Here is a 19,872-nt window from a genome sequence, read left to right on the forward strand (position 1 = left end):
ATGGCCACGCCCTCGCGCCGGAGTCGTCGGCTGTCCTGATCGCCCGAGTGGCCGAAGCTCAAGCAAGGGCGCGGCCTGGTGGTCAGCGAGGTGATCCGTAAGACGCGGCCCCTAGGGCCGCCTGGGCGGATCCTTCTCGCAGATCAAGGATTCCGGACCTTGTGTGAGGCGCATCGTTTCGTGCGCGATCGGAAGGGTTGTTTCAAAACTCGCGGCAGCCCAGCAGGCGGTGGACCCACTGTGCGGGGGCTCCGGCCGTCCCCCTTTGCCCGGGCCCGCGCCCGGTCCCCCGCCCGGGTCTTTTCCCCTGCGCCCGAAACGGGTACGACTCCCTGGTAGCACCGACCGGTAGTCACTCCTCTTCGGCGGCGAGGTGGGTCCCCGCATGTCCGCAACACAGCCCGTACAGCCAGTACAGCCCGTACAGCCCAAAGTGACCGAGCGCGAGGCCCGGCAGGTCGCGGAGGCGGCCCGGGAGCAGGACTGGCGCAAGCCGAGTTTCGCCAAGGAACTCTTCCTCGGGCGTTTCCGGCTCGATCTGATCCACCCCCATCCGCTCCCCGCCGGCGAGGACGTCCGGCGCGGCGAGGCCTTCCTGGCCCGGCTGCGGGAGTTCTGCGAGAGCGAGATCGACAGCGCCCGCATCGAGCGCGAGGCGAAGATCCCCGACGAGACGGTGCGCGGACTCAAGGAGCTCGGCGCCCTCGGCATGAAGATCGGGACCGAGTACGGGGGCCTGGGCCTCACCCAGGTGTACTACAACAAGGCGCTGGCGCTCGTGGGCTCGGTCAGCCCCGCCATCGGAGCCCTGCTCTCCGCCCATCAGTCGATCGGCGTACCGCAGCCGCTGAAGATGTTCGGCACGCAGGAGCAGAAGGACGCCTACCTGCCCCGCTGCGCCACCACCGCCATCAGCGCCTTCCTGCTCACCGAGCCCGACGTGGGCTCCGACCCGGCGCGCCTGGCCACCACGGCGGTCCCGGACGGGGACGACGCGTACGTCCTCGACGGGGTCAAGCTGTGGACCACCAACGGGGTCGTCGCGGACCTGCTCGTCGTCATGGCCCGGGTGCCGAAGAGCGAGAACCACCGCGGCGGGATCACCGCCTTCGTCGTGGAGGCCGACTCGCCGGGGATCACGGTCGAGCACCGCAACGCCTTCATGGGCCTGCGCGGCCTGGAGAACGGCGTGACCCGCTTCCACCGCGTACGGGTCCCCGCCGACCAGCGGATCGGCGCCGAGGGGGCCGGTCTCAAGATCGCGCTGACCACGCTCAACACCGGACGCCTGTCCCTGCCCGCCATGTGCGTCGGCGCCGGCAAATGGTGCCTGAAGATCGCGCGCGAATGGTCCGGCGTACGCGAGCAGTGGGGCCGGCCGGTCGCCCGGCACGAGGCCGTCGGCGCCAAGATCTCCTTCATCGCCGCCACCACCTTCGCCCTGGAAGCGGTGGTCGACCTCGCCTCCCAGATGGCCGACGAGGACCGCAACGACATCCGCATCGAGGCCGCCCTCGCCAAGCTCTACGGCTCCGAGATGGCCTGCCTGATGGCCGACGAGCTGGTCCAGATCCGCGGCGGACGCGGCTTCGAGACCGCCGAGTCGCTGGCCGCGCGCGGCGAGCGGGCCGTACCCGCCGAGCAGATGCTCCGCGACCTGCGCATCAACCGGATCTTCGAGGGCTCGACCGAGATCATGCACCTGCTGATCGCCCGCGAGGCCGTAGACGCCCACCTGTCCGTCGCGGGCGACCTCATCGACCCGCAGAAGGCGCTGGGCGACAAGGCGAAGGCGGGCGCCCGCGCGGCAGGGTTCTACGCCCGCTGGCTGCCCCAGCTGGCCGCCGGTGCCGGCCAAGTGCCCGGCACCTACCGGGAGTTCCACCCGAGCGGCCACCCGGACCTCGCCACCCACCTGCGCTACGTCGAGCGGGGCGCCCGCAAACTCGCACGCTCCACCTTCTACGCGATGTCCCGCTGGCAGGGCCGCATGGAGACCAAGCAGGGCTTCCTCGGCCGGATCGTCGACATCGGCGCCGAACTCTTCGCGATGAGCGCCGCCTGCGTCCGCGCCGAGCACCTGCGGGCCACCGGCGACCACGGCCGCGAGGCGTACCAGCTCGCCGACGCCTTCTGCCGGCAGTCCCGGATCCGCGTCGAGGAACTCTTCGGCCGGCTCTGGTCCAACACCGACGACCTCGACCGCAAGGTCGTCGAAGGCGTCCTGTCCGGCACCTACACCTGGCTGGAGGAGGGTGTCCTCGACCCGTCGGGCGACGGCCCGTGGATCGCGGACGCCACCCCCGGCCCCTCCCGCCACGAAAACGTGCACCGTCCCCTGCGCTGACCTGCCATCATCGACAGTAGTCGGACAGATGTACGGGTCCGGCCACGAGTGCGGGTACGGGTACGAGCGCAAGGCGGGCGAGAACGATGCCGACGGCCGAGGAAGACCGGGCCAGCCGACGGCTGGCCTGGTGCGTGGCGCACCTGCTGCGCCACGCACCGCACCAGGTCGTCGTCGGCCTGATCGCCCGGCTCGACGAGCCGACCCGCAAGTACCTGTGCCGCGACCAGTGGCTGCCCGCCTCCGCCGTCACCCTGCTGCTGCGCCACGGCAGCGAGGCGGACCGGCACTTCATCGCCCGCAACCCCCGGGTCGTCGGCCGACCGCTGCCGGGCCTGCCCGGTCCCGTCCGGTACGCCGCCCGGCCCGGTCCCTCGCCGGAGCTGCTCCAGGAGGCCGGCCCTGGCCCCCTGCCGCCGGACGCGCTGATCGCCCTGCTGCGCCGCTACGGCCGCCGCCCCCGGACCCCGCTGACCCTGCTGGGCATGCCGCACGTCCTGGACCGGGAACTGCTGCTGGCCGAGCACGCCCGCTCGCCGCTCCCGCCCGGCGCCGTCGAGGCGCTGCTGCTGGTGGGCGGGCTGCCCCGGGAGGCCTGCCTCGCCCTGCTCGACGCGCGCACGGGGGACCCGTACGGGCGCCACTGGTACCGGCCCGCCGTCCGCGCCGTCCGGATGGGCCTGCTGACCTGCGACGAACTCGTCGCCCACGTGGCCCCCGCGTCCCGGACCCTGCTCCTGGCCCACCTCCCCGTCGGGCGCGGCCTGCGCTGGAGCCTGCCCGAGCAGGCCGAGATGCAGTCCGCCGTCCACCGGGCGCTGCGGCCCCTGCTGGGGGAGGACCCGCTGCTGTGGGCCGAGCTGCCGCGCCGGGCCCCCGCCTTCCGCGACACCCTGCCCGAGCTGGCGCGGGCGCTGGCCGCGGGGACACCGGCCGCGCCCGGCGCCGTACGGTACGACCCGGCGCTCGCCCGCGCCGTACGCCACCTCGCACCGGACGCGGCGTCGGCCGAGCCGCCGGGGGGCTGGGAGCGGGAGCTGGCCCTGGTGAGCCTCGCCGTCCCCATGGAGACCGTCGAGGAGGACATCCGCTGGGTCCGCGACTGCCTGGACCGCGGGCTGATCACCGGCGCCGACGTGATCCGGCACAAGGTCCCCGCCTGCTGGGCCCTGGACGAGGACCAGTGGCTCGGCGACCTCGGCCACCCCGACCGCCACGACCACCCCGCCGCGGTGCTCGCCGCGCGGGCCGAGGCGGACCGGCTGTTCGCCGAGGCCCTCGGCGAAGACCCTGGGGCCTGGTGGCGCGCCGCCCGCGCGCTCCCCGACTTCGCCGGAACGCTGCCCGAGCTCCTCGCGCGTGTCACCGACGGGGACTCCGTGTCAAAGCGCCCGTGAGTTGCGGCAACAATGGGGGGCATGAGCGACAGTCCAGCCCCCCTCGCCGACCCGCACCTCCTCTTCGACGCCACGGCCGGCCGCCGCGACATCGTCATCCTGGGGTCGACCGGGTCCATCGGCACCCAGGCCATCGACCTCGCCCTGCGCCACCCCGACCGGTTCCGGGTCACCGGGCTGTCCGCCGCGGGCGGACGGGTCGGGCTGCTGGCCGAGCAGGCCCGGCTGCTGCGGGTCGAGACGGTGGCCGTCGCCCGCGAGGACGTCGTACCGGCCCTGAAGGAGGCGCTGGGCGCCCAGTACGGGTCCGAGCCGCAGCCCGAGATCCTGGCCGGGCCCGACGCGGCGACGGAACTCGCCGCGTCCGACTGCCACACCGTCCTCAACGGCATCACCGGCTCCATCGGCCTCGCGCCCACCCTCGCCGCGCTGCGGGCGGGCCGGACCCTGGCCCTCGCCAACAAGGAGTCGCTGATCGTCGGCGGCCCGCTGGTCAAGGCGCTCGCGAAGCCCGGCCAGATCATCCCGGTGGACTCCGAGCACGCGGCCCTCTTCCAGGCGCTCGCCGCCGGCACCCGGGCCGACGTCCGCAAGCTCGTCGTCACCGCCTCCGGCGGGCCCTTCCGCGGCCGCACCCGCGAGGAGCTGGCCGGCGTGAGCGTCGAGGACGCCCTCGCGCACCCCACCTGGGCCATGGGCCCGGTCATCACCGTCAACTCCGCGACCCTGGTCAACAAGGGGCTGGAGGTCATCGAGGCGCACCTGCTCTACGACATCCCCTTCGACCGCATCGAGGTCGTCGTCCACCCGCAGTCGTACGTCCACTCGATGGTCGAGTTCACGGACGGCTCCACGCTCGCCCAGGCCACCCCGCCGGACATGCGCGGTCCCATCGCGATCGGCCTCGGCTGGCCGGAGCGGATCCCGGACGCGGCCCCCGCCTTCGACTGGACCAAGGCGTCGACCTGGGAGTTCTTCCCGCTCGACACCGAGGCCTTCCCGGCGGTGGGTCTGGCCCGGCACGTCGGCGGTCTCGGCGGCACGGCCCCGGCCGTGTTCAATGCGGCGAACGAGGAGTGCGTAGAGGCGTTCCTGGCCGGTCGGCTGCCGTTCACAGCAATCATGGATACCGTCTCTGCCGTGGTCGATGAGCACGGAACGCCGGAACCGGGAACTTCCCTGACCGTCGCGGACGTCCTCGAAGCGGAGACCTGGGCCAGGGCCCGGGCACGGGAGATGGCGGCTCGCGCCGCCGTGGAGGCGAGCGCATGACAATACTGCTGACCATGATCGGTGTGGTCGTCTTCGTGGTCGGCCTGCTCTTCTCCATCGCCTGGCACGAGCTGGGCCACCTCTCCACGGCCAAGCTCTTCGGCATCCGCGTGCCGCAGTACATGGTCGGCTTCGGCCGGACCATCTGGTCGAAGAAGAAGGGCGACACCGAGTACGGGATCAAGGCCATCCCCATGGGCGGCTACATCCGCATGATCGGGATGTTCCCGCCCGGCGAGGACGGCAGGGTCACCACCCGCTCCACCTCGCCCTTCCGGTCGATGATCGAGGACGCGCGCTCGGCGGCGTACGAGGAGCTCCAGCCCGGCGACGAGTCGCGGCTCTTCTACACGCGCAAGCCCTGGAAGCGCGTGATCGTGATGTTCGCGGGCCCCTTCATGAACCTGGTGCTCGCCCTGGCGATCTTCTTCGGCGTCTGGATGACCTTCGGGGTCAACCGGACGACCACCGAGATCGGCAGCGTCTCGCCCTGCGTCATCCAGCAGAGCGAGAAGCGCGAGGTCTGCGAGGACACCGACCCGGTGGCCCCGGCCAGGCAGGCCGGCCTGCGGGCGGCCGACCGGATCGTGGCCTTCGACGGCCGCGAGGTCACCGACTGGGCCGCGCTCCAGAAGCAGATCCGCGAGACCGTCGGCCCCGCCACCGTCACCGTCGTGCGCGACGGGCGCGAGCTGACCCTGCCGGTGAACCTCATCGAGAACAGGGTCGCCAAGAGCGACGGGCACGGCGGCTACGTCAAGGGCGAGTACGTCACGGCCGGCTGGCTCGGCTTCAGCCCGAAGAGCGAGATCGCGGCGCTGACCTTCGGCGAGTCCGTCGACCACGTCGGCGACGTCGTCGAAAGCAGCGTGCAGGGCCTGGTCAACCTCCCCTCCAAGATCCCCGCCCTGTGGAACGCGGCCTTCAGCGGCGGCGAGCGCGAAGCCGACTCCCCGATGGGCATCGTCGGCGCGGCCCGGATCAGCGGCGAGATCGCCACCCTCGACATCCCCGGCGAGCAGCGGATGTCGATCCTGCTGAACGTGCTGGGCATGTTCAACCTCTCGCTCTTCCTGTTCAACATGCTCCCGCTGCTGCCGCTGGACGGCGGACACATCGCGGGCGCCCTGTGGGAGTCCCTGCGGCGCAACGTGGCGCGCGTCCTGCGCCGCGCCGACCCCGGCCCCTTCGACGTGGCGAGGCTGATGCCCGCCGCGTACGTGGTGGCCGGCCTCTTCGTCTGCTTCACGCTGCTCGTGCTCGTGGCGGACGTGGTGAACCCGATCAAGATCACCTAGTCGTACGGGGCCCCGCACCCCGTACACCAGGAGCCAAGGAGCCGGGCACGCATCGTGTCCGGCTCCGTGCGTTCGGGTGGCGCACCCCCTCGGATGCGAGCCGCGCGCGTTGATTGGCGTAATCTCGAAGGCTGGAGCCCGCCGATCTCGGGCCTTGATCCACACCTTGGGGTTGCACAGCAGATGACTGCCATCTCTCTCGGAATGCCGGCCGTGCCGACGAAGCTTGCCGACCGCAGGGTCAGCCGCAAGATCCAGGTCGGCTCCGTGGCCGTGGGCGGCGACGCCGCCGTGTCGGTGCAGTCGATGACCACCACCCGGACCTCCGACATCGGCGCCACGCTCCAGCAGATCGCCGAGCTCACCGCCGCCGGCTGCAACATCGTCCGTGTCGCCTGCCCGACGCAGGACGACGCCGACGCGCTCGCCGTCATCGCGAAGAAGTCGCAGATCCCGGTCATCGCCGACATCCACTTCCAGCCGAAGTACGTCTTCGCCGCGATCGAGGCCGGCTGCGCCGCCGTCCGCGTGAACCCGGGCAACATCAAGCAGTTCGACGACAAGGTCAAGGAGATCGCGCGCGCCGCCAAGGACACCGGCACCCCGATCCGGATCGGCGTCAACGCGGGCTCGCTCGACGCCCGGCTGCTGAAGAAGTACGGCAAGGCCACCCCCGAGGCGCTGGTCGAGTCCGCGCTGTGGGAGGCCTCCCTCTTCGAGGAGCACGGCTTCGGCGACATCAAGATCTCGGTCAAGCACAACGACCCGGTCGTCATGGTCAACGCCTACCGCCAGCTCGCCGCCGCCTGCGACTACCCGCTGCACCTCGGCGTCACCGAGGCCGGCCCCGCCTTCCAGGGCACCATCAAGTCCGCCGTCGCCTTCGGCGCGCTGCTCTCCGAGGGCATCGGCGACACCATCCGCGTCTCCCTCTCCGCCCCGCCGGTCGAGGAGGTCAAGGTCGGCATCCAGATCCTGGAATCGCTGAACCTCAAGCCGCGCCGCCTGGAGATCGTCTCCTGCCCCTCCTGCGGCCGCGCCCAGGTGGACGTCTACAAGCTGGCCGAGGAGGTCACGGCGGGCCTGGAGGGCATGGAGGTCCCGCTGCGCGTGGCGGTCATGGGCTGCGTCGTCAACGGCCCCGGTGAGGCCCGCGAGGCCGACCTCGGCGTCGCCTCCGGCAACGGCAAGGGCCAGATCTTCGTCAAGGGCGAGGTCATCAAGACCGTCCCCGAGTCGAAGATCGTGGAGACCCTGATCGAAGAGGCGATGAAGATCGCCGAGCAGATGGAGAAGGACGGCGTCGCCTCCGGCGAGCCGACCGTCGCCATCGGCGTCTGACATTCGCCGGCCCCGGCTCCGTTCCCGCAGCTCGGGGGCGGGGCCGGGGCCTTTTCGTGACCCGTGGGACACGGCGTCCCCGGGCCCCGGCGGGTACAGTGCGGAGATCAGCAGACTTGCACGGTGAGGCCCCAGTGTTGACGCAGACCACCACCCGGGTCCTTGAGCCCAGTGATCTCGATGCCGCGCTCGGCGTACTCGGACGCGACCCGGTCGCGAACGCCTTCGTCACCTCCCGCGTCCAGGTCGCCGGACTCGACCCGTGGCGCCTGGGCGGCGAGATGTGGGGCTGGTACGCCGACGGCGAGCTCCGCTCCCTGTGCTACGCGGGCGCGAACCTGGTCCCCGTCTGCGCGGAACCCGACGCCGTACGCGCCTTCGCCGACCGGGCCCGCCGTACCGGCCGCCGCTGCTCCTCCATCGTCGGCCCCGCCGAGGCCACCCGGCTGCTGTGGCAGCTCCTGGAACCCAGCTGGGGCCCCGCCCGCGACGTCCGCCCCCGCCAGCCGCTGATGGTCATGGAGCAGCCGTCGACCGAGATCGCGCCCGACCCGCTGGTCCGCCGGGTCCGCAAGGACGAGATGGACGTGATCATGCCCGCCTGCGTGGCCATGTTCACCGAGGAGGTCGGCATCTCGCCGCTCGCCGGGGACGGCGGACTGCTCTACCAGGCCCGCGTCGCCGAACTCGTCGCCTCCGGCCGCTCCTTCGCCCGCATCGAGAACGGCAAGGTCCTCTTCAAGGCCGAGATCGGCGCCGCGACCCCCCGCGCCTGCCAGATCCAGGGCGTGTGGGTGGACCCGGAGTTCCGCGGCCAGGGGTACTCGGAGACCGGCATGGCCGCCGTCGTCGAGTACGCGCTGCGCGACGTGGCGCCCGTGGTCAGCCTCTACGTCAACGACTTCAACGCCGCCGCGCGGGCGTCCTACCGGCGGGTCGGCTTCCGCGAGGTCGGCGCGTTCATGAGCGTCCTGTTCTGAGTCCGGCGCGGGCGTCCGGGCCGCGGTCCCTCCAGTTCCGGGGGCGTACCGCCGCCGCCCCGCCCCGACGTAAGGTCGCCCCATGCTGCCAACCCCCGGGGGCGACGCCCCCGACCGGCCCGCCGGACTCCGCATCGGCCCCCTCGACCTCGCCGACCGCGTGGACGAAGCCCTGCGCGTGCAGGCCCTGGCCTTCGGGCTCAGCGAGGAGGAGGTCGGCATCCGGCGCTACATCGTCCAGCGCCACATGGCCTGCCGCGGCGCCCGGGCGCTCGGCGCGTTCACCGACGACGGGGCGCTGGCCGGCTTCGTCTACGGGATGCCCAACGACCGCAGCCACTGGTGGTCCACGATCGTAGAACCGTACCTGCGGGCCGGCGGCGCCGAGTACTGGCTCGACGACTCCTTCGTGATCACCGAACTGCACGTCCACCCCGGCTTCCAGGGATGCGGCGTCGGCCGCGCCCTGATCACCCGGATCACCGACGAGGCCGCCGAGCCGCGCTCCATCCTCTCCGCCATCGACACCGACAGCCCGGCCCGCGGGCTGTACGCGGCCCTCGGCTACACGGACCTCGCCCGCCGCGTCCACTTCCCGAGCGCGAGCCTCCCGTACGCGGTCATGGGCGCACCGCTGCCGCTGCGCAGGCCGTGAGCCCCAGCCATCAGGAATGGGTTTCCGAGGCCCGTACCGCCCCCGGTAGCCTCCCGTCATGTCAACGCAACCCGTGCAGCGCATGTCCCGCCTCATGGCCAAGACCCTCCGCGAGGACCCGGCCGACGCGGAGACGCTGAGCCACCGCCTCCTCGTCCGGGCCGGCTACGTCCGGCGCAGCTCCGCCGGGGTGTGGACCTGGCTGCCGCTCGGCAAGCGGGTCCTGGACAACGTCACGCGCGTCGTCCGCGAGGAGATGGACGCCATCGGGGCGCAGGAGGTGCTGCTCCCGGCGCTGCTGCCGAGGGAACCGTACGAGGTCAGCGGACGCTGGTCGCAGTACGGCGACCAGCTGTTCCGGCTGAAGGACCGCAAGGGCGCCGACTACCTGCTCGGCCCGACCCACGAGGAGATCTTCACCCTCGTGGTCAAGGACCAGTGCACGTCCTACAAGGACCTGCCGGTCATGCTCTACCAGATCCAGACCAAGTACCGCGACGAGGCCCGGCCGCGCTCGGGCGTGCTGCGCGGGCGCGAGTTCCTGATGAAGGACTCGTACTCCTTCGACGTCTCCGACGAGGGCCTGGAGGAGTCCTACCGGCTCCACCGCGAGGCGTACGTACGCATCTTCCGGCGGCTCGGCCTGGACCACCGGATCGTCTCGGCGGTGTCCGGGGCCATGGGCGGCTCGGCGTCCGAGGAGTTCCTCGCCCCCGCCGAGGCGGGGGAGGACACCTTCGCCGACTGCCCGTCCTGCGACTACGCGGCGAACACCGAGGCGGTGACCTTCGCGCTGACGCCCGTCGCCGCCGACCACGGCCCCGTCGAGGACCTCGACACCCCCGACACCCCGACCATCGAGTCCCTGGCGGCGCTCCTCGGCGTCCCGGCCTCGGCGACGCTCAAGAACCTGCTGGTGAAGGTGGACGGGGAGATCGTGGCCGTCGGCGTACCCGGCGACCGCGAGGTGGACCTCGGCAAGCTGGGCGAGCAGCTGGCCCCGGCGGTCGTGGAGCTGGTCACGGCCGAGGACTTCGCCGACCGCCCCGATCTCGTACGCGGCTACGTGGGCCCGCAGGGCCTGGACAAGGTGCGCTACCTCGCCGACCCCCGGGTCGCGCCGGGCACGTCCTGGATCACCGGAGCCAACCGGGCGGACACCCATGCCCGGAACGTGGTGTGCGGGCGGGACTTCGAGGTGGACCGGTACCTGGACGTGGTGGTCGTCGAACCCGGCGACCCCTGCCCCTCCTGCGGCACCGGGCTGCGGCTCGGCCGGGCCATCGAGATCGGCCACATCTTCCAGCTGGGACGGAAGTACGCCGACGCCTTCGCCCTGGACGTGCTGGGCCGGGAGGGCAAGCCGGTCCGGGTCACGATGGGCTCCTACGGCATCGGCGTCTCCCGGGCGGTGGCCGCGCTGGCCGAGCAGACGGCCGACGAACGGGGCCTGTGCTGGCCGGCGGCCGTGGCCCCGGCCGATGTCCACGTGGTGGCGGCGGGCAAGGCCGTACCGCTGGCGCTGGCGGAGCAGGCGGCCGCGGCCCTGGCCTCGGCGGGCCTGCGCGTGCTGCTGGACGACCGTCCGGGCCTCTCCCCGGGCGTGAAGCTCACGGACGCGGAGCTGATCGGCGTCCCGTGGATCCTGGTGGCGGGCCGCCGGTCCGCTGACGCGGTGGTCGAACTCCAGGACCGCCGCACGGGCACCCGCGAGGAACTCCCCCTCCCGGAGGCCCTCTCCCGCCTGACCGCTCCCGCGTAGCCTGCGGTCCCGCCTACCGGGCCTCCGCCTCGGCCCCCGCGCCTCAAGCGCCGGCGGGGCTGGGTGGTGCGCCTCAAGCGCCGGCGGGGCTGGGGTGGTGCGCCTCAAGTGTCGGCGGGGCTGGGTTTTGCGCCTCAAGTGTCGGCGGGGCTGGGTTTTGCGCCTCGCGTGTCGGCGGGGCAGGGGTGGTGCGCCTCGCGTGTCGGCGGGGCTGGGGTCGTGCGCCTCAAGCGCCGGCGGGCTGGGTGTGGCCGGCGCTGGGCGGACCGTACCCGCTGTGGGTGGCGCTGGGCGGCAAGCTGCCGGGCGCCGCGGACCCTGGCCGCCACCCTCAGCCTCGCCGGCGATTGAGGCGCGGGGCCGGGCGGAGCCCGGGGCGGGGTGCGCAGCGGCTACTCCCACCGTCCGTCCTGCTCCGCCGGTGGCGGAGGGGCGCCGTCCAGGGACAGCCCCGTGTCGTCCGGCCCCGCCGGGGTTGGCCCCGCCGGGGTCGGCCCCGCCGGGGTCGGCTCCGCCGGCGGGCCGGTGACGGCCTGGGGGGCCGGGGCTTCGCCCGGGGTCGACGCCGGAGGCGACGGGGACGCGCGTTCCAGGAAGCGCAGGAGTTCCACCGGGAAGGGCAGGACCAGGGTGGAGTTCTTCTCGGCGGCCACCGCCACCACGGTCTGGAGCAGGCGCAGCTGAAGGGCCGCCGGCTGATCCGACATGACCCCGGCCGCCTCGGCCAGCTTGTGCGAGGCCTGCAGTTCCGCATCGGCGTTGATCACGCGCGCCCGCCGTTCGCGGTCCGCCTCCGCCTGCCGGGCCATCGAGCGCTTCATCGTCTCCGGGAGCGAGACGTCCTTGATCTCGACCCGGTCGATCTGCACGCCCCACCCGACCGCCGGGCTGTCGATCATCAGCTCCAAGCCCTGGTTGAGCTTCTCCCGGTTGGACAGCAGATCGTCCAGGTCGGACTTTCCGATGATCGACCTGAGCGAGGTCTGCGCCATCTGCGAGACGGCGAAGCGGTAGTCCTCCACCGCCACGATCGCGTTCGCCGGGTCGACGACCTTGAAGTACACGACCGCGTCCACCCGCACGGTGACGTTGTCCCGCGTGATGCCCTCCTGGGCCGGCACCGGCAGCGTCACGATCTGCAGGTTCACCTTCCGCAGCCGGTCCACGCCCGGCACGATCATCGTGAAGCCGGGCGCCCGGATGTCCTTGCGCAGCCGGCCGAAGCGGAAGACCAGGCCCCGCTCGTACTGTTTCACCACCCGGGCGGCGGCCCCGACGTAGACCGCGATGCCCGTGGCGGCGGCGATTCCCGCTGTCAGCAGTTCTTCGACCATGACGGCCCCCTGCCGGACATACCTCTTTTTCCTACGGTATGCCCTACAGCCAGGCCGCGAACTCCAGCAGCAGCTCGGCATCCCGGCGCCGCCCGGCCGCCAGCGCGCGGTTCCCGGACTCCACGGCCCGGAACAGCGTCCAGCCCTTCAGCCGGTCGCGGTCCACCTCCAGGGCGTCGGCGAGCTTGTTCACCCGCCGCCTCGCCCCCGCCGCCCCCGCCGAGGAGGCGACCTGGTCCTCCAGCCGGTCGCGGACCAGCCGCGCCAGGTCGTAGGCCCGTTCGCCGACCAGCGGATCCGGCCCCACCGTCAGCCACGGCGCCCGCTCGCCCGCCAGCACCTTGCCCTGCCGGAAGGCGCCGTGCAGCAGCAGTTCCTCCGGCGCGGCGGCGAGCAGCTCGTCGCGCACCGCCAGCGCCGTGTCCGCCAGGTCCCGGACCTCCGCCGGGGCCGCCCGCAGCGCCGCCGACTGCCGCTCCGTGCGCTCCGCCACCGTCTCCCAGCCGTGTTCCGCCGACGGTTCCACCCACAGCCGCCGTAGCGTGCCGCAGGCCTCCAGCAGCGCCTTCGCCTCGGGCAGCGAGCGCAGCGACACCTCCGGGTGGAGCCGTTCCAGCAGCAGCCCCCCGTCCTCCTCGTGGTGGCGCGAGTCGAGGACCCGTACGGCCCCGAAACCGCCCCAGTGGGCGAGCGCGGCCAGCTCCCGGTCCGGCCGGGCCGCGGGCGGCGCCAGCTTGAGGGCGGCCGGGGTGCCGTCGGCGTACTGCACGAGGATCACCAGGCTGCTGCGCCCGCCCGGGGCCTGGACCCGCTGGGCCGTGACGTCCCGCCGGGCCAGCGCCTCCTTGGCGAGCTGCGGCAGCCGCGCCAGCCACTCGGTGTTCTGCGCCGTCTCCGGCATCTCGCCGAGCGCCCGTACAAGCCGCTGCGGCGGTTCGAAAGACATGCGTGCGTGGTCCCTTTCAGCTGAGCTGGGCTCGTTCAGCGCGTTCCGTGAGCCCAGGGAAGGCTACGCCGACCCCACGCCAGCGTGCCGCGCGCACGGCCGCGGCGCTCAGCGCGTCGGCCGCCTCACGGCGCAACTGGCCGTCCGCCGCCCGGACCAGATCGGAGTACGCGCCCGCCACCCGGTCCTCGATCTCGGCGGCCAGCCGCTCGGCGTCGCCCGGGGTGCGCAGCTCGAAGGGCAGGCTGTACGCCGCCTGCGCGGCCTGGGGGGCGCCGCCCAGCTCCCGCACCGTACGGGTGAGCGCGTCGCGCCGCGCGAGGTGGTTGCCGTAGGCCTCCCGGGCCTCGCCCGCGCGGGCGGGAGCGGTGCGGGCGCCGATGACGCCGTAGCCGTACGCCGCCGCGTGCTCGGCGGCGAGCGCGGCCTGGGCGGCCTGGAGGGGGCGGCCGGCGGGAGAGGGTTCGGGCTTCACGAGGCGGCTCCCGGGGTCGGGGTGGAGGTCAGCAGGTACACGTGGACGGCCCCGCACGCCGCGACCGAGGCCAGCATCCGGGCCAGCTCCCCGGGCGCGCCGGCCAGCGAGACGGTCCGGGCCTCGGACAGGCTCCGTTCGGCGTCGGCGAGCGCGGTCAGGGCGTCGGCGGGCTTGGGCGGAACCGGTTCGCGGCTCGCCGCCGACGCACTGGGCGACGTAGGGGAAGGGGCGGAGCCCGGCACGCGGGCCGCCGGATCGGAGGAGGCCAGGGCCGCGGTGTGCGCCGCTACGGCGGTGCGCAGCGGTGCGAGGCGCCCGGCGAGGTCCGGATGGGCGGCGGTGGTCGCGTCGTAACGTTCCAGCAGCAGTTCGCTGTCACGAACGGCGTTCTCCCGCATCCGCCGTTCGAGCGGAATCCCGGTATCGGCGTCGGCCGCGTCGCCTCCTCCGGTACACCCGGTGAGCAGGGCGGCCCCGGCCGCACCGGCGGCTCCGGCGAGCAGGCGCCTTCGCGAGGGCCTCGTAGGCAGGGTCCAGGGCACGGCGACGTCCTCGGGGGTGAAGTCGGGACAGGGTGTGATCACGGTACCCGGGGCCCCCGGCCGCAGCGCGGACGGCAACACCCTCCGCGACCGGATACCCTTTGACCTGACACGCGACGGAAAACCACAACAGCACACGCGGCCGAGGAGTCACCCGGATGAGCACCACCCAGAGCGACAGGCTGCGCGGACTGCTGGAGCCGCTCGTCGCCGCCAGGGGCCTGGACCTCGAGGAGATCGAGCTGTCCAAGGCGGGCAAGCGCCGGATGCTGCGGATCACCGTGGATTCCGATGAGGGTGTGGAACTCGACGCCTGTGCCGAGCTGAGCCGTGAGATCTCCGACAAGCTCGACGATTCCGACGTGATGGGTGAGGACGAGTACGTCCTCGAAGTCGGCTCTCCGGGCGCGGACCGCCCGCTCACCGAGCACCGTCACTACGTACGGGCCACCGGCCGTCTCGTGAAGTTCCAGCTCTCCGACGGTGAGGAGCTCGTCGCGCGCGTTCTCGGCGTCGACGACGAGGGCCTGGACCTCGAAGTTCCGGGTGTGAAGGGCCGCAAGGCGACCGCCCGCCGCATCGCTTTCACCGACATCGCCAAGGCGCGTGTCGAGATCGAGTTCAACCGCAAGGACAAGAAGGAAGAGGAGGCGTAGCCGTGGACATCGACATGAGTGCCCTGCGGGGTCTGGTCCGGGAGAAGGAGATCTCCTTCGACCTGCTCGTCGAGGCGATCGAGCAGGCCCTCCTCATCGCGTACCACCGCACCGAGGGGAGCTTCCGCCGCGCGCGCGTCGAGCTGGACCGCACCAACGGTCACGTGGTCGTGTGGGCGACGGAGGACCCGAGGGACCTCGAAGAGGGCCAGGAGCCCAAGGAGTTCGACGACACCCCGTCGGACTTCGGACGGATCGCCGCGACGACCGCGAAGCAGGTGATCCTCCAGCGTCTGCGCGACGCCGAGGACGACCTGACCTTCGGCGAGTTCGCCGGCCGCGAGGGCGATGTCATCACCGGCGTCGTCCAGCAGGGCAAGGACCCCAAGAACGTCCTGGTCGACATCGGCAAGATGGAGGCCATGCTGCCGGTGCAGGAGCAGGTCCCGGGTGAGGAGTACACGCACGGTCTGCGCCTGAAGGCGTACGTCGTGCGGGTGGCGAAGGGTGTCCGCGGTCCGTCCGTGACCCTGTCGCGCACCCACCCCAACCTGGTGAAGAAGCTCTTCGCGCTGGAGGTCCCGGAGATCGCCGACGGCAGCGTCGAGATCTGCGCGATCGCCCGTGAGGCCGGTCACCGCACCAAGATCGCCGTACGGTCCACCCGCTCGGGTCTCAACCCGAAGGGTGCCTGCATCGGCCCGATGGGCAGCCGCGTGCGCAACGTGATGGCCGAGCTGCACGGCGAGAAGATCGACATCGTCGACTGGTCGGACGACCCGGCGGAGATGGTCGCGAACGCCCTGTCACCCGCCCGGGTGAGCGAGGTCGAGGTCGTCGACTGGGACACCCGCTCGGCCCGCGTGACCGTGCCCGACTACCAGCTGTCGCTGGCCATCGGCAAGGAGGGCCAGAACGCCCGCCTCGCCGCGCGGCTCACCGGCTGGCGCATCGACATCCGGCCCGACACCGAGGAGTCCTCGGACCGGGACGGCGACCGGGGAGCCGGCCGTGGCGCCGACCGGGGTGGCGACCGCGGCGCTGACCGGGGCCGGGACCGGGGCCGGGAATAAACGACTACCGGCCGCAGGTTGCAGGCCGGTAGACAGGGACTCCGCGTACAGCGGGGTTCCGTGCGAAACAGGACAACGACAACGTCCGTTCGATCTTCCTCTGCCGACTTGTCGGGAGACAGGTCGGTACGGGGAGGTAGACTTAGGCGTGTCTGGCCGGACGCAAGCCCGCGCATGCCCCGAACGCACCTGTGTGGGGTGCCGGGAGCGAGCGGCCAAGAGCGATCTGCTGCGCATCGTGGCGATCGGGGACGAATGCGTCCCCGATCCACGCGGTACGCTGCCCGGCCGGGGTGCCTACGTGCATCCCGCCGTGGTCTGCCTCGACCAGGCGGTCCGTCGCAGAGCGTTCCCCCGGGCCCTACGGTCCGCCGGAGTGCTCGACACGACGGAACTGCGCAGAACCGTGGCCGCTGAGGCCGGGGCGACACCGTAAGAAGTAAGGCGCGCGGAATGCCTCCGTGCGGTCAGGTACCTCGCGAGTTGGAAGTAGGTCGAGATTGCGATGAGCACTCGATGAGTACGCGATGAGTACGCCCATGAAGTAGCGACGGTCCGGCGTAACCCGGACCTAAAAGGAGCGAAGTGGCTAAGGTCCGGGTATACGAACTCGCCAAGGAGTTCGGAGTGGAGAGCAAGGTCGTCATGGCCAAGCTCCAAGAACTCGGTGAATTCGTCCGTTCGGCGTCCTCGACAATCGAGGCGCCGGTCGTACGCAAGTTGACTGACGCACTGCAGGGTCCCGGCGGCAACGCCGGCAAGACCGCTGCGAAGCCCGGCGCGCCCCGCAAGGCCGCGCCCGCCAAGCCCGCAGCGCCCTCCCCGGCCGCTGCGGCACGTCCCGCTGCACCGAAGCCCGGCGTACCGGCGGCTCCCAAGCCTGCCGCTGCCGAGGCTCCGGCCGTCAGCGCCCCGGTGACTCCGGCCGCATCCGGCCCGCGTCCCGGCCCGAAGGCTCCGGCCGCCCCGAAGCCCGCTCCGGCGGCGCCCGTGGTGACCGAGTTCTCCGCGCCTCCCGCGGCGGCTCCGGCCGCCCCGGCGCGCACCGAGCGTCCCGCCGCCGCTCCCGGCCCCCGTCCGGCGCAGCAGCGTCCGGCCCAGGGTGGTCAGGGTGGCCAGGCCGGCGCCCGTCCCGGCGCCCCGCGCCCGGCCGGCACCGCCCCCGGCGGCCAGGCCCAGCGCCCCGCCGGTGGTGCTCAGGCCCCGCGTCCCCAGGGCGCCCGTCCGGCCGGTCCCCGTCCGGGCAACAACCCCTTCACCTCTGGTGGCTCCACCGGTATGGCGCGCCCGCAGGCGCCCCGTCCGGCCGGTGCTCCCCGTCCCGGTGCCCCCGGCGCCGGTGGCGGCCAGGGTGCTCCCCGCCCGCAGGGCGGCCCCGGCGGCGCACACCCCGGTGCCTCTGGGCGGCCTCAGGGTGCCGGTGCGGGTCGTCCGACCCCGGGCGGCATGCCGCGTCCGCAGGGCGGCGCCCCGCGTCCGGGCGGTGCCCCCGGTGGTAACCGTCCGAACCCGGGCATGATGCCGCAGCGTCCCGCTGCCGGTGGTCCCGGTCCTCGTCCCGGTGGCGGCCCTGGTGGCCGTGGTCCCGGTGCGGGCGGCGCGCGTCCCGGTGGCGCCGGTCGTCCCGCGGGCGGCGGCTTCGCCGGTCGTCCGGCAGGTCCGGGCTCGCGTCCCGGTGGCGGCGGCGGCTTCGGCGGCCCGCGTCCCGGTGGCGGCGGCTTCGGCGGCGGTCCGGCCGGTGCCGGTGGCGGCGGTCGTCCCGGCTTCGGCGGGCGTCCCGGTGGTCCCGGTGCCCGTGGTGGCACGCAGGGTGCCTTCGGCCGTCCCGGCGGTCCGGCGCGTCGTGGTCGCAAGTCCAAGCGTCAGAGGCGCCAGGAGTACGAGGCCATGCAGGCCCCGTCCGTCGGCGGCGTGATGCTGCCTCGCGGCCAGGGCGAGACCGTTCGCCTGTCGCGCGGTGCGTCCCTCACCGACTTCGCGGAGAAGATCAACGCCAACCCGGCGTCGCTCGTCGCCGTGATGATGAACCTCGGCGAGATGGTCACTGCCACGCAGTCCGTCTCCGACGAGACGCTCGAGATGCTGGCCGGCGAGATGAACTACACGGTTCAGATCGTCAGCCCGGAGGAAGAGGACCGCGAGCTCCTCGAGGGCTTCGACATCGAGTTCGGCGAGGACGAGGGCGGCGAGGAATACCTCATGCCGCGTCCGCCGGTCGTGACCGTCATGGGTCACGTCGACCACGGTAAGACCCGACTGCTCGACGCCATCCGCAAGACGAATGTCGTCGCGGGCGAGGCCGGTGGCATCACGCAGCACATCGGTGCGTACCAGGCCGGTACCGAGGTCAACGGTGAAGTCCGCAAGATCACCTTCATCGACACCCCGGGTCACGAGGCGTTCACCGCCATGCGTGCCCGTGGTGCCAAGTCGACCGACATCGCGATCCTCGTGGTCGCGGCCAACGACGGCGTCATGCCGCAGACGATCGAGGCGCTGAACCACGCCAAGGCCGCCGGCGTCCCGATCGTCGTCGCGGTCAACAAGATCGACGTCGAGGGTGCGGACCCGGTCAAGGTGCGCGGTCAGCTCACCGAGTTCGGTCTGGTCGCCGAGGAGTACGGCGGCGACACGATGTTCGTCGACATCTCCGCCAAGCAGGGTCTGAACATCGACTCCCTGCTCGAGGCCGTCGTCCTCACCGCCGACGCCTCGCTCGACCTGCGCGCCAACCCGGAGCAGGACGCTCAGGGTATTGCGATCGAGTCCCACCTCGACCGCGGCCGCGGTGCCGTTGCCACCGTCCTCGTCCAGCGCGGTACCCTCCGCGTCGGCGACACGATGGTCGTGGGCGACGCCTACGGCCGAGTGCGCGCCATGCTCGACGACAAGGGCAACAACGTCGAGGAAGCGGGTCCGTCGACCCCCGTCCTGGTCCTGGGTCTCACCAACGTCCCCGGCGCCGGCGACAACTTCCTCGTCGTCGACGAGGACCGTACGGCCCGTCAGATCGCCGAGAAGCGTGCTGCGCGTGAGCGCAACGCCAACTTCGCCAAGCGCGTCCGTCGTGTGTCCCTCGAGGACCTCGACTCCGTGCTCAAGGCCGGTCTGGTCCAGGAACTCAACCTCATCATCAAGGGCGACGCGTCCGGTGCGGTCGAGGCTCTCGAGTCCTCGCTGCTCCAGCTCGACGTCGGTGAAGAGGTCGACATCCGGGTCCTGCACCGCGGTGTGGGTGCGGTCACCGAGTCCGACATCTCCCTGGCGATGGGCTCCGACGCCATCGTCATCGGTTACAACGTCCGCGCGGCCGGCCGTGCCGCGCAGATGGCGGACCGCGAGGGTGTCGACGTTCGCTACTACTCGGTGATCTACCAGGCCATCGAGGAGATCGAGGCGGCCCTGAAGGGTCTCCTCAAGCCGGAGTACGAAGAGGTCGAGCTCGGTACGGCGGAGGTCCGCGAGGTCTTCCGTTCGTCCAAGCTGGGCAACATCGCCGGTGTCCTCATCCGGTCCGGCGAGGTCAAGCGCAACACCAAGGCGCGGCTCATCCGAGATGGCAAGGTCATCGCGGAGAACCTCACCATCTCCGGTCTGCGCCGCTTCAAGGACGACGTCACCGAGATTCGCGAAGGCTTCGAGGGCGGTATCAACCTCGGCAGCTACAACGACATCAAGATCGACGACGTCATCGCGACGTACGAGATGCGCGAGAAGCCCCGCGCGTAATCGCGTGGCGGAACGCACCGTTTCGTAACACCGGGGCCGGTCGGCGGAAATATCCGTCGATC

Annotated in this window: 16 protein-coding genes; 12 read left to right on the forward strand and 4 right to left on the reverse strand. The window is 72.3% G+C overall.

Features of this window, described 5'->3' with window-relative positions:
- Positions 1–385: 385 nt before the first annotated feature.
- From ACWDYJ_RS04705 to ACWDYJ_RS04740, 8 genes are all read left to right on the forward strand, one after another.
- The gene (locus ACWDYJ_RS04705) at positions 386–2,347 is read left to right on the forward strand and encodes an acyl-CoA dehydrogenase family protein (protein WP_451563998.1); all 1,962 of its coding nucleotides are present in this window, start codon (positions 386–388) and stop codon (positions 2,345–2,347) included.
- Positions 2,348–2,433: 86 nt separating this feature from the next.
- Entirely contained in the window at positions 2,434–3,744 is a 1,311-nt protein-coding gene (locus ACWDYJ_RS04710; protein ID WP_451563999.1) for a hypothetical protein, read from the forward strand.
- A gap of 12 nt (positions 3,745–3,756) precedes the next feature.
- On the forward strand, positions 3,757–5,016 hold the full coding sequence (dxr, locus tag ACWDYJ_RS04715; protein ID WP_451564000.1) for a 1-deoxy-D-xylulose-5-phosphate reductoisomerase: 1,260 nt from the start codon (positions 3,757–3,759) through the stop codon (positions 5,014–5,016).
- Positions 5,013–6,314 (forward strand): M50 family metallopeptidase, encoded by a 1,302-nt coding sequence (locus ACWDYJ_RS04720; RefSeq protein ID WP_451564001.1) that lies wholly within the window; start codon positions 5,013–5,015, stop codon positions 6,312–6,314. The genes dxr and ACWDYJ_RS04720 overlap by 4 nt, the downstream gene beginning before the upstream one ends.
- Before the next feature lie 183 nt (positions 6,315–6,497).
- Entirely contained in the window at positions 6,498–7,655 is a 1,158-nt protein-coding gene (gene ispG, locus ACWDYJ_RS04725) for a flavodoxin-dependent (E)-4-hydroxy-3-methylbut-2-enyl-diphosphate synthase (RefSeq protein WP_451564002.1), read from the forward strand.
- A gap of 134 nt (positions 7,656–7,789) precedes the next feature.
- Complete coding sequence (locus tag ACWDYJ_RS04730) at positions 7,790–8,635, forward strand: GNAT family N-acetyltransferase (RefSeq protein ID WP_451564003.1); 846 nt, start codon at positions 7,790–7,792, stop codon at positions 8,633–8,635.
- An 82-nt stretch (positions 8,636–8,717) separates the two neighbouring features.
- Positions 8,718–9,290, forward strand: coding sequence for a GNAT family N-acetyltransferase (locus ACWDYJ_RS04735; RefSeq protein ID WP_451564004.1), 573 nt, complete (start codon positions 8,718–8,720; stop codon positions 9,288–9,290).
- Positions 9,291–9,348: 58 nt separating this feature from the next.
- Positions 9,349–11,052: a proline--tRNA ligase gene (locus tag ACWDYJ_RS04740; protein ID WP_451564005.1), complete on the forward strand. Its 1,704-nt coding sequence runs from the start codon at positions 9,349–9,351 to the stop codon at positions 11,050–11,052.
- A 392-nt stretch (positions 11,053–11,444) separates the two neighbouring features.
- On the opposite strand, the gene ACWDYJ_RS04745 is transcribed toward ACWDYJ_RS04740, so the two are convergent.
- Genes ACWDYJ_RS04745 through ACWDYJ_RS04760 form a run of 4 tightly spaced genes read right to left on the reverse strand, consistent with a single transcriptional unit; the run spans position 11,445 to position 14,394 of the window.
- Complete coding sequence (locus tag ACWDYJ_RS04745; RefSeq protein WP_451564006.1) at positions 11,445–12,386, reverse strand: SPFH domain-containing protein; 942 nt, start codon at positions 12,384–12,386, stop codon at positions 11,445–11,447.
- Between the two features lie 43 nt (positions 12,387–12,429).
- Positions 12,430–13,332 carry an aminoglycoside phosphotransferase family protein gene (locus ACWDYJ_RS04750; RefSeq protein ID WP_451564007.1) on the reverse strand — a complete coding sequence of 301 codons (903 nt, stop codon included), beginning with the start codon at positions 13,330–13,332 and terminating at the stop codon, positions 12,430–12,432.
- Between the two features lie 16 nt (positions 13,333–13,348).
- Positions 13,349–13,807: a ferritin-like domain-containing protein gene (locus tag ACWDYJ_RS04755; RefSeq protein ID WP_451564008.1), complete on the reverse strand. Its 459-nt coding sequence runs from the start codon at positions 13,805–13,807 to the stop codon at positions 13,349–13,351.
- Complete coding sequence (locus ACWDYJ_RS04760; RefSeq protein ID WP_451564009.1) at positions 13,804–14,394, reverse strand: hypothetical protein; 591 nt, start codon at positions 14,392–14,394, stop codon at positions 13,804–13,806. Before ACWDYJ_RS04760 ends, ACWDYJ_RS04755 begins: the two co-directional genes overlap by 4 nt.
- Positions 14,395–14,510: 116 nt before the next feature.
- Between ACWDYJ_RS04760 and rimP the strand changes: the two genes are divergently transcribed.
- The 4 genes from rimP (at position 14,511) to infB (ending at position 19,810) form a co-directional block, all read left to right on the forward strand.
- A complete protein-coding gene (gene rimP / locus ACWDYJ_RS04765; protein WP_451564010.1) occupies positions 14,511–15,008 on the forward strand; it encodes a ribosome maturation factor RimP in 498 nt (165 codons plus the stop codon).
- 2 nt (positions 15,009–15,010) lie between these two features.
- Positions 15,011–16,081, forward strand: a complete 1,071-nt coding sequence (gene nusA / locus ACWDYJ_RS04770) for a transcription termination factor NusA (protein ID WP_451564011.1) — start codon at positions 15,011–15,013, stop codon at positions 16,079–16,081.
- A 148-nt stretch (positions 16,082–16,229) separates the two neighbouring features.
- Positions 16,230–16,517: a YlxR family protein gene (locus tag ACWDYJ_RS04775; protein ID WP_451564012.1), complete on the forward strand. Its 288-nt coding sequence runs from the start codon at positions 16,230–16,232 to the stop codon at positions 16,515–16,517.
- A 149-nt stretch (positions 16,518–16,666) separates the two neighbouring features.
- A complete protein-coding gene (gene infB, locus ACWDYJ_RS04780; protein ID WP_451564013.1) occupies positions 16,667–19,810 on the forward strand; it encodes a translation initiation factor IF-2 in 3,144 nt (1,047 codons plus the stop codon).
- Positions 19,811–19,872 lie beyond the last annotated feature (62 nt).

It is taken from the genome of Streptomyces sp. NPDC003042 (genome assembly GCF_053591315.1).

What these genes read in the sequence shown, in the direction of transcription:
- ACWDYJ_RS04705 (WP_451563998.1), top strand. Translation starts at nt 386, where the DNA reads ATGTCCGCAACACAGCCCGTACAGCCAGTACAGCCCGTACAGCCCAAA.
- ACWDYJ_RS04710 (WP_451563999.1), top strand. Translation starts at nt 2,434, where the DNA reads ATGCCGACGGCCGAGGAAGACCGGGCCAGCCGACGGCTGGCCTGGTGC.
- dxr (WP_451564000.1), top strand. Translation starts at nt 3,757, where the DNA reads ATGGGGGGCATGAGCGACAGTCCAGCCCCCCTCGCCGACCCGCACCTC.
- ACWDYJ_RS04720 (WP_451564001.1), top strand. Translation starts at nt 5,013, where the DNA reads ATGACAATACTGCTGACCATGATCGGTGTGGTCGTCTTCGTGGTCGGC.
- ispG (WP_451564002.1), top strand. Translation starts at nt 6,498, where the DNA reads ATGACTGCCATCTCTCTCGGAATGCCGGCCGTGCCGACGAAGCTTGCC.
- ACWDYJ_RS04735 (WP_451564004.1), top strand. Translation starts at nt 8,718, where the DNA reads ATGCTGCCAACCCCCGGGGGCGACGCCCCCGACCGGCCCGCCGGACTC.
- ACWDYJ_RS04740 (WP_451564005.1), top strand. Translation starts at nt 9,349, where the DNA reads ATGTCAACGCAACCCGTGCAGCGCATGTCCCGCCTCATGGCCAAGACC.
- ACWDYJ_RS04745 (WP_451564006.1), bottom strand. Translation starts at nt 12,386, where the DNA reads ATGGTCGAAGAACTGCTGACAGCGGGAATCGCCGCCGCCACGGGCATC.
- ACWDYJ_RS04750 (WP_451564007.1), bottom strand. Translation starts at nt 13,332, where the DNA reads ATGTCTTTCGAACCGCCGCAGCGGCTTGTACGGGCGCTCGGCGAGATG.
- rimP (WP_451564010.1), top strand. Translation starts at nt 14,511, where the DNA reads ATGAGCACCACCCAGAGCGACAGGCTGCGCGGACTGCTGGAGCCGCTC.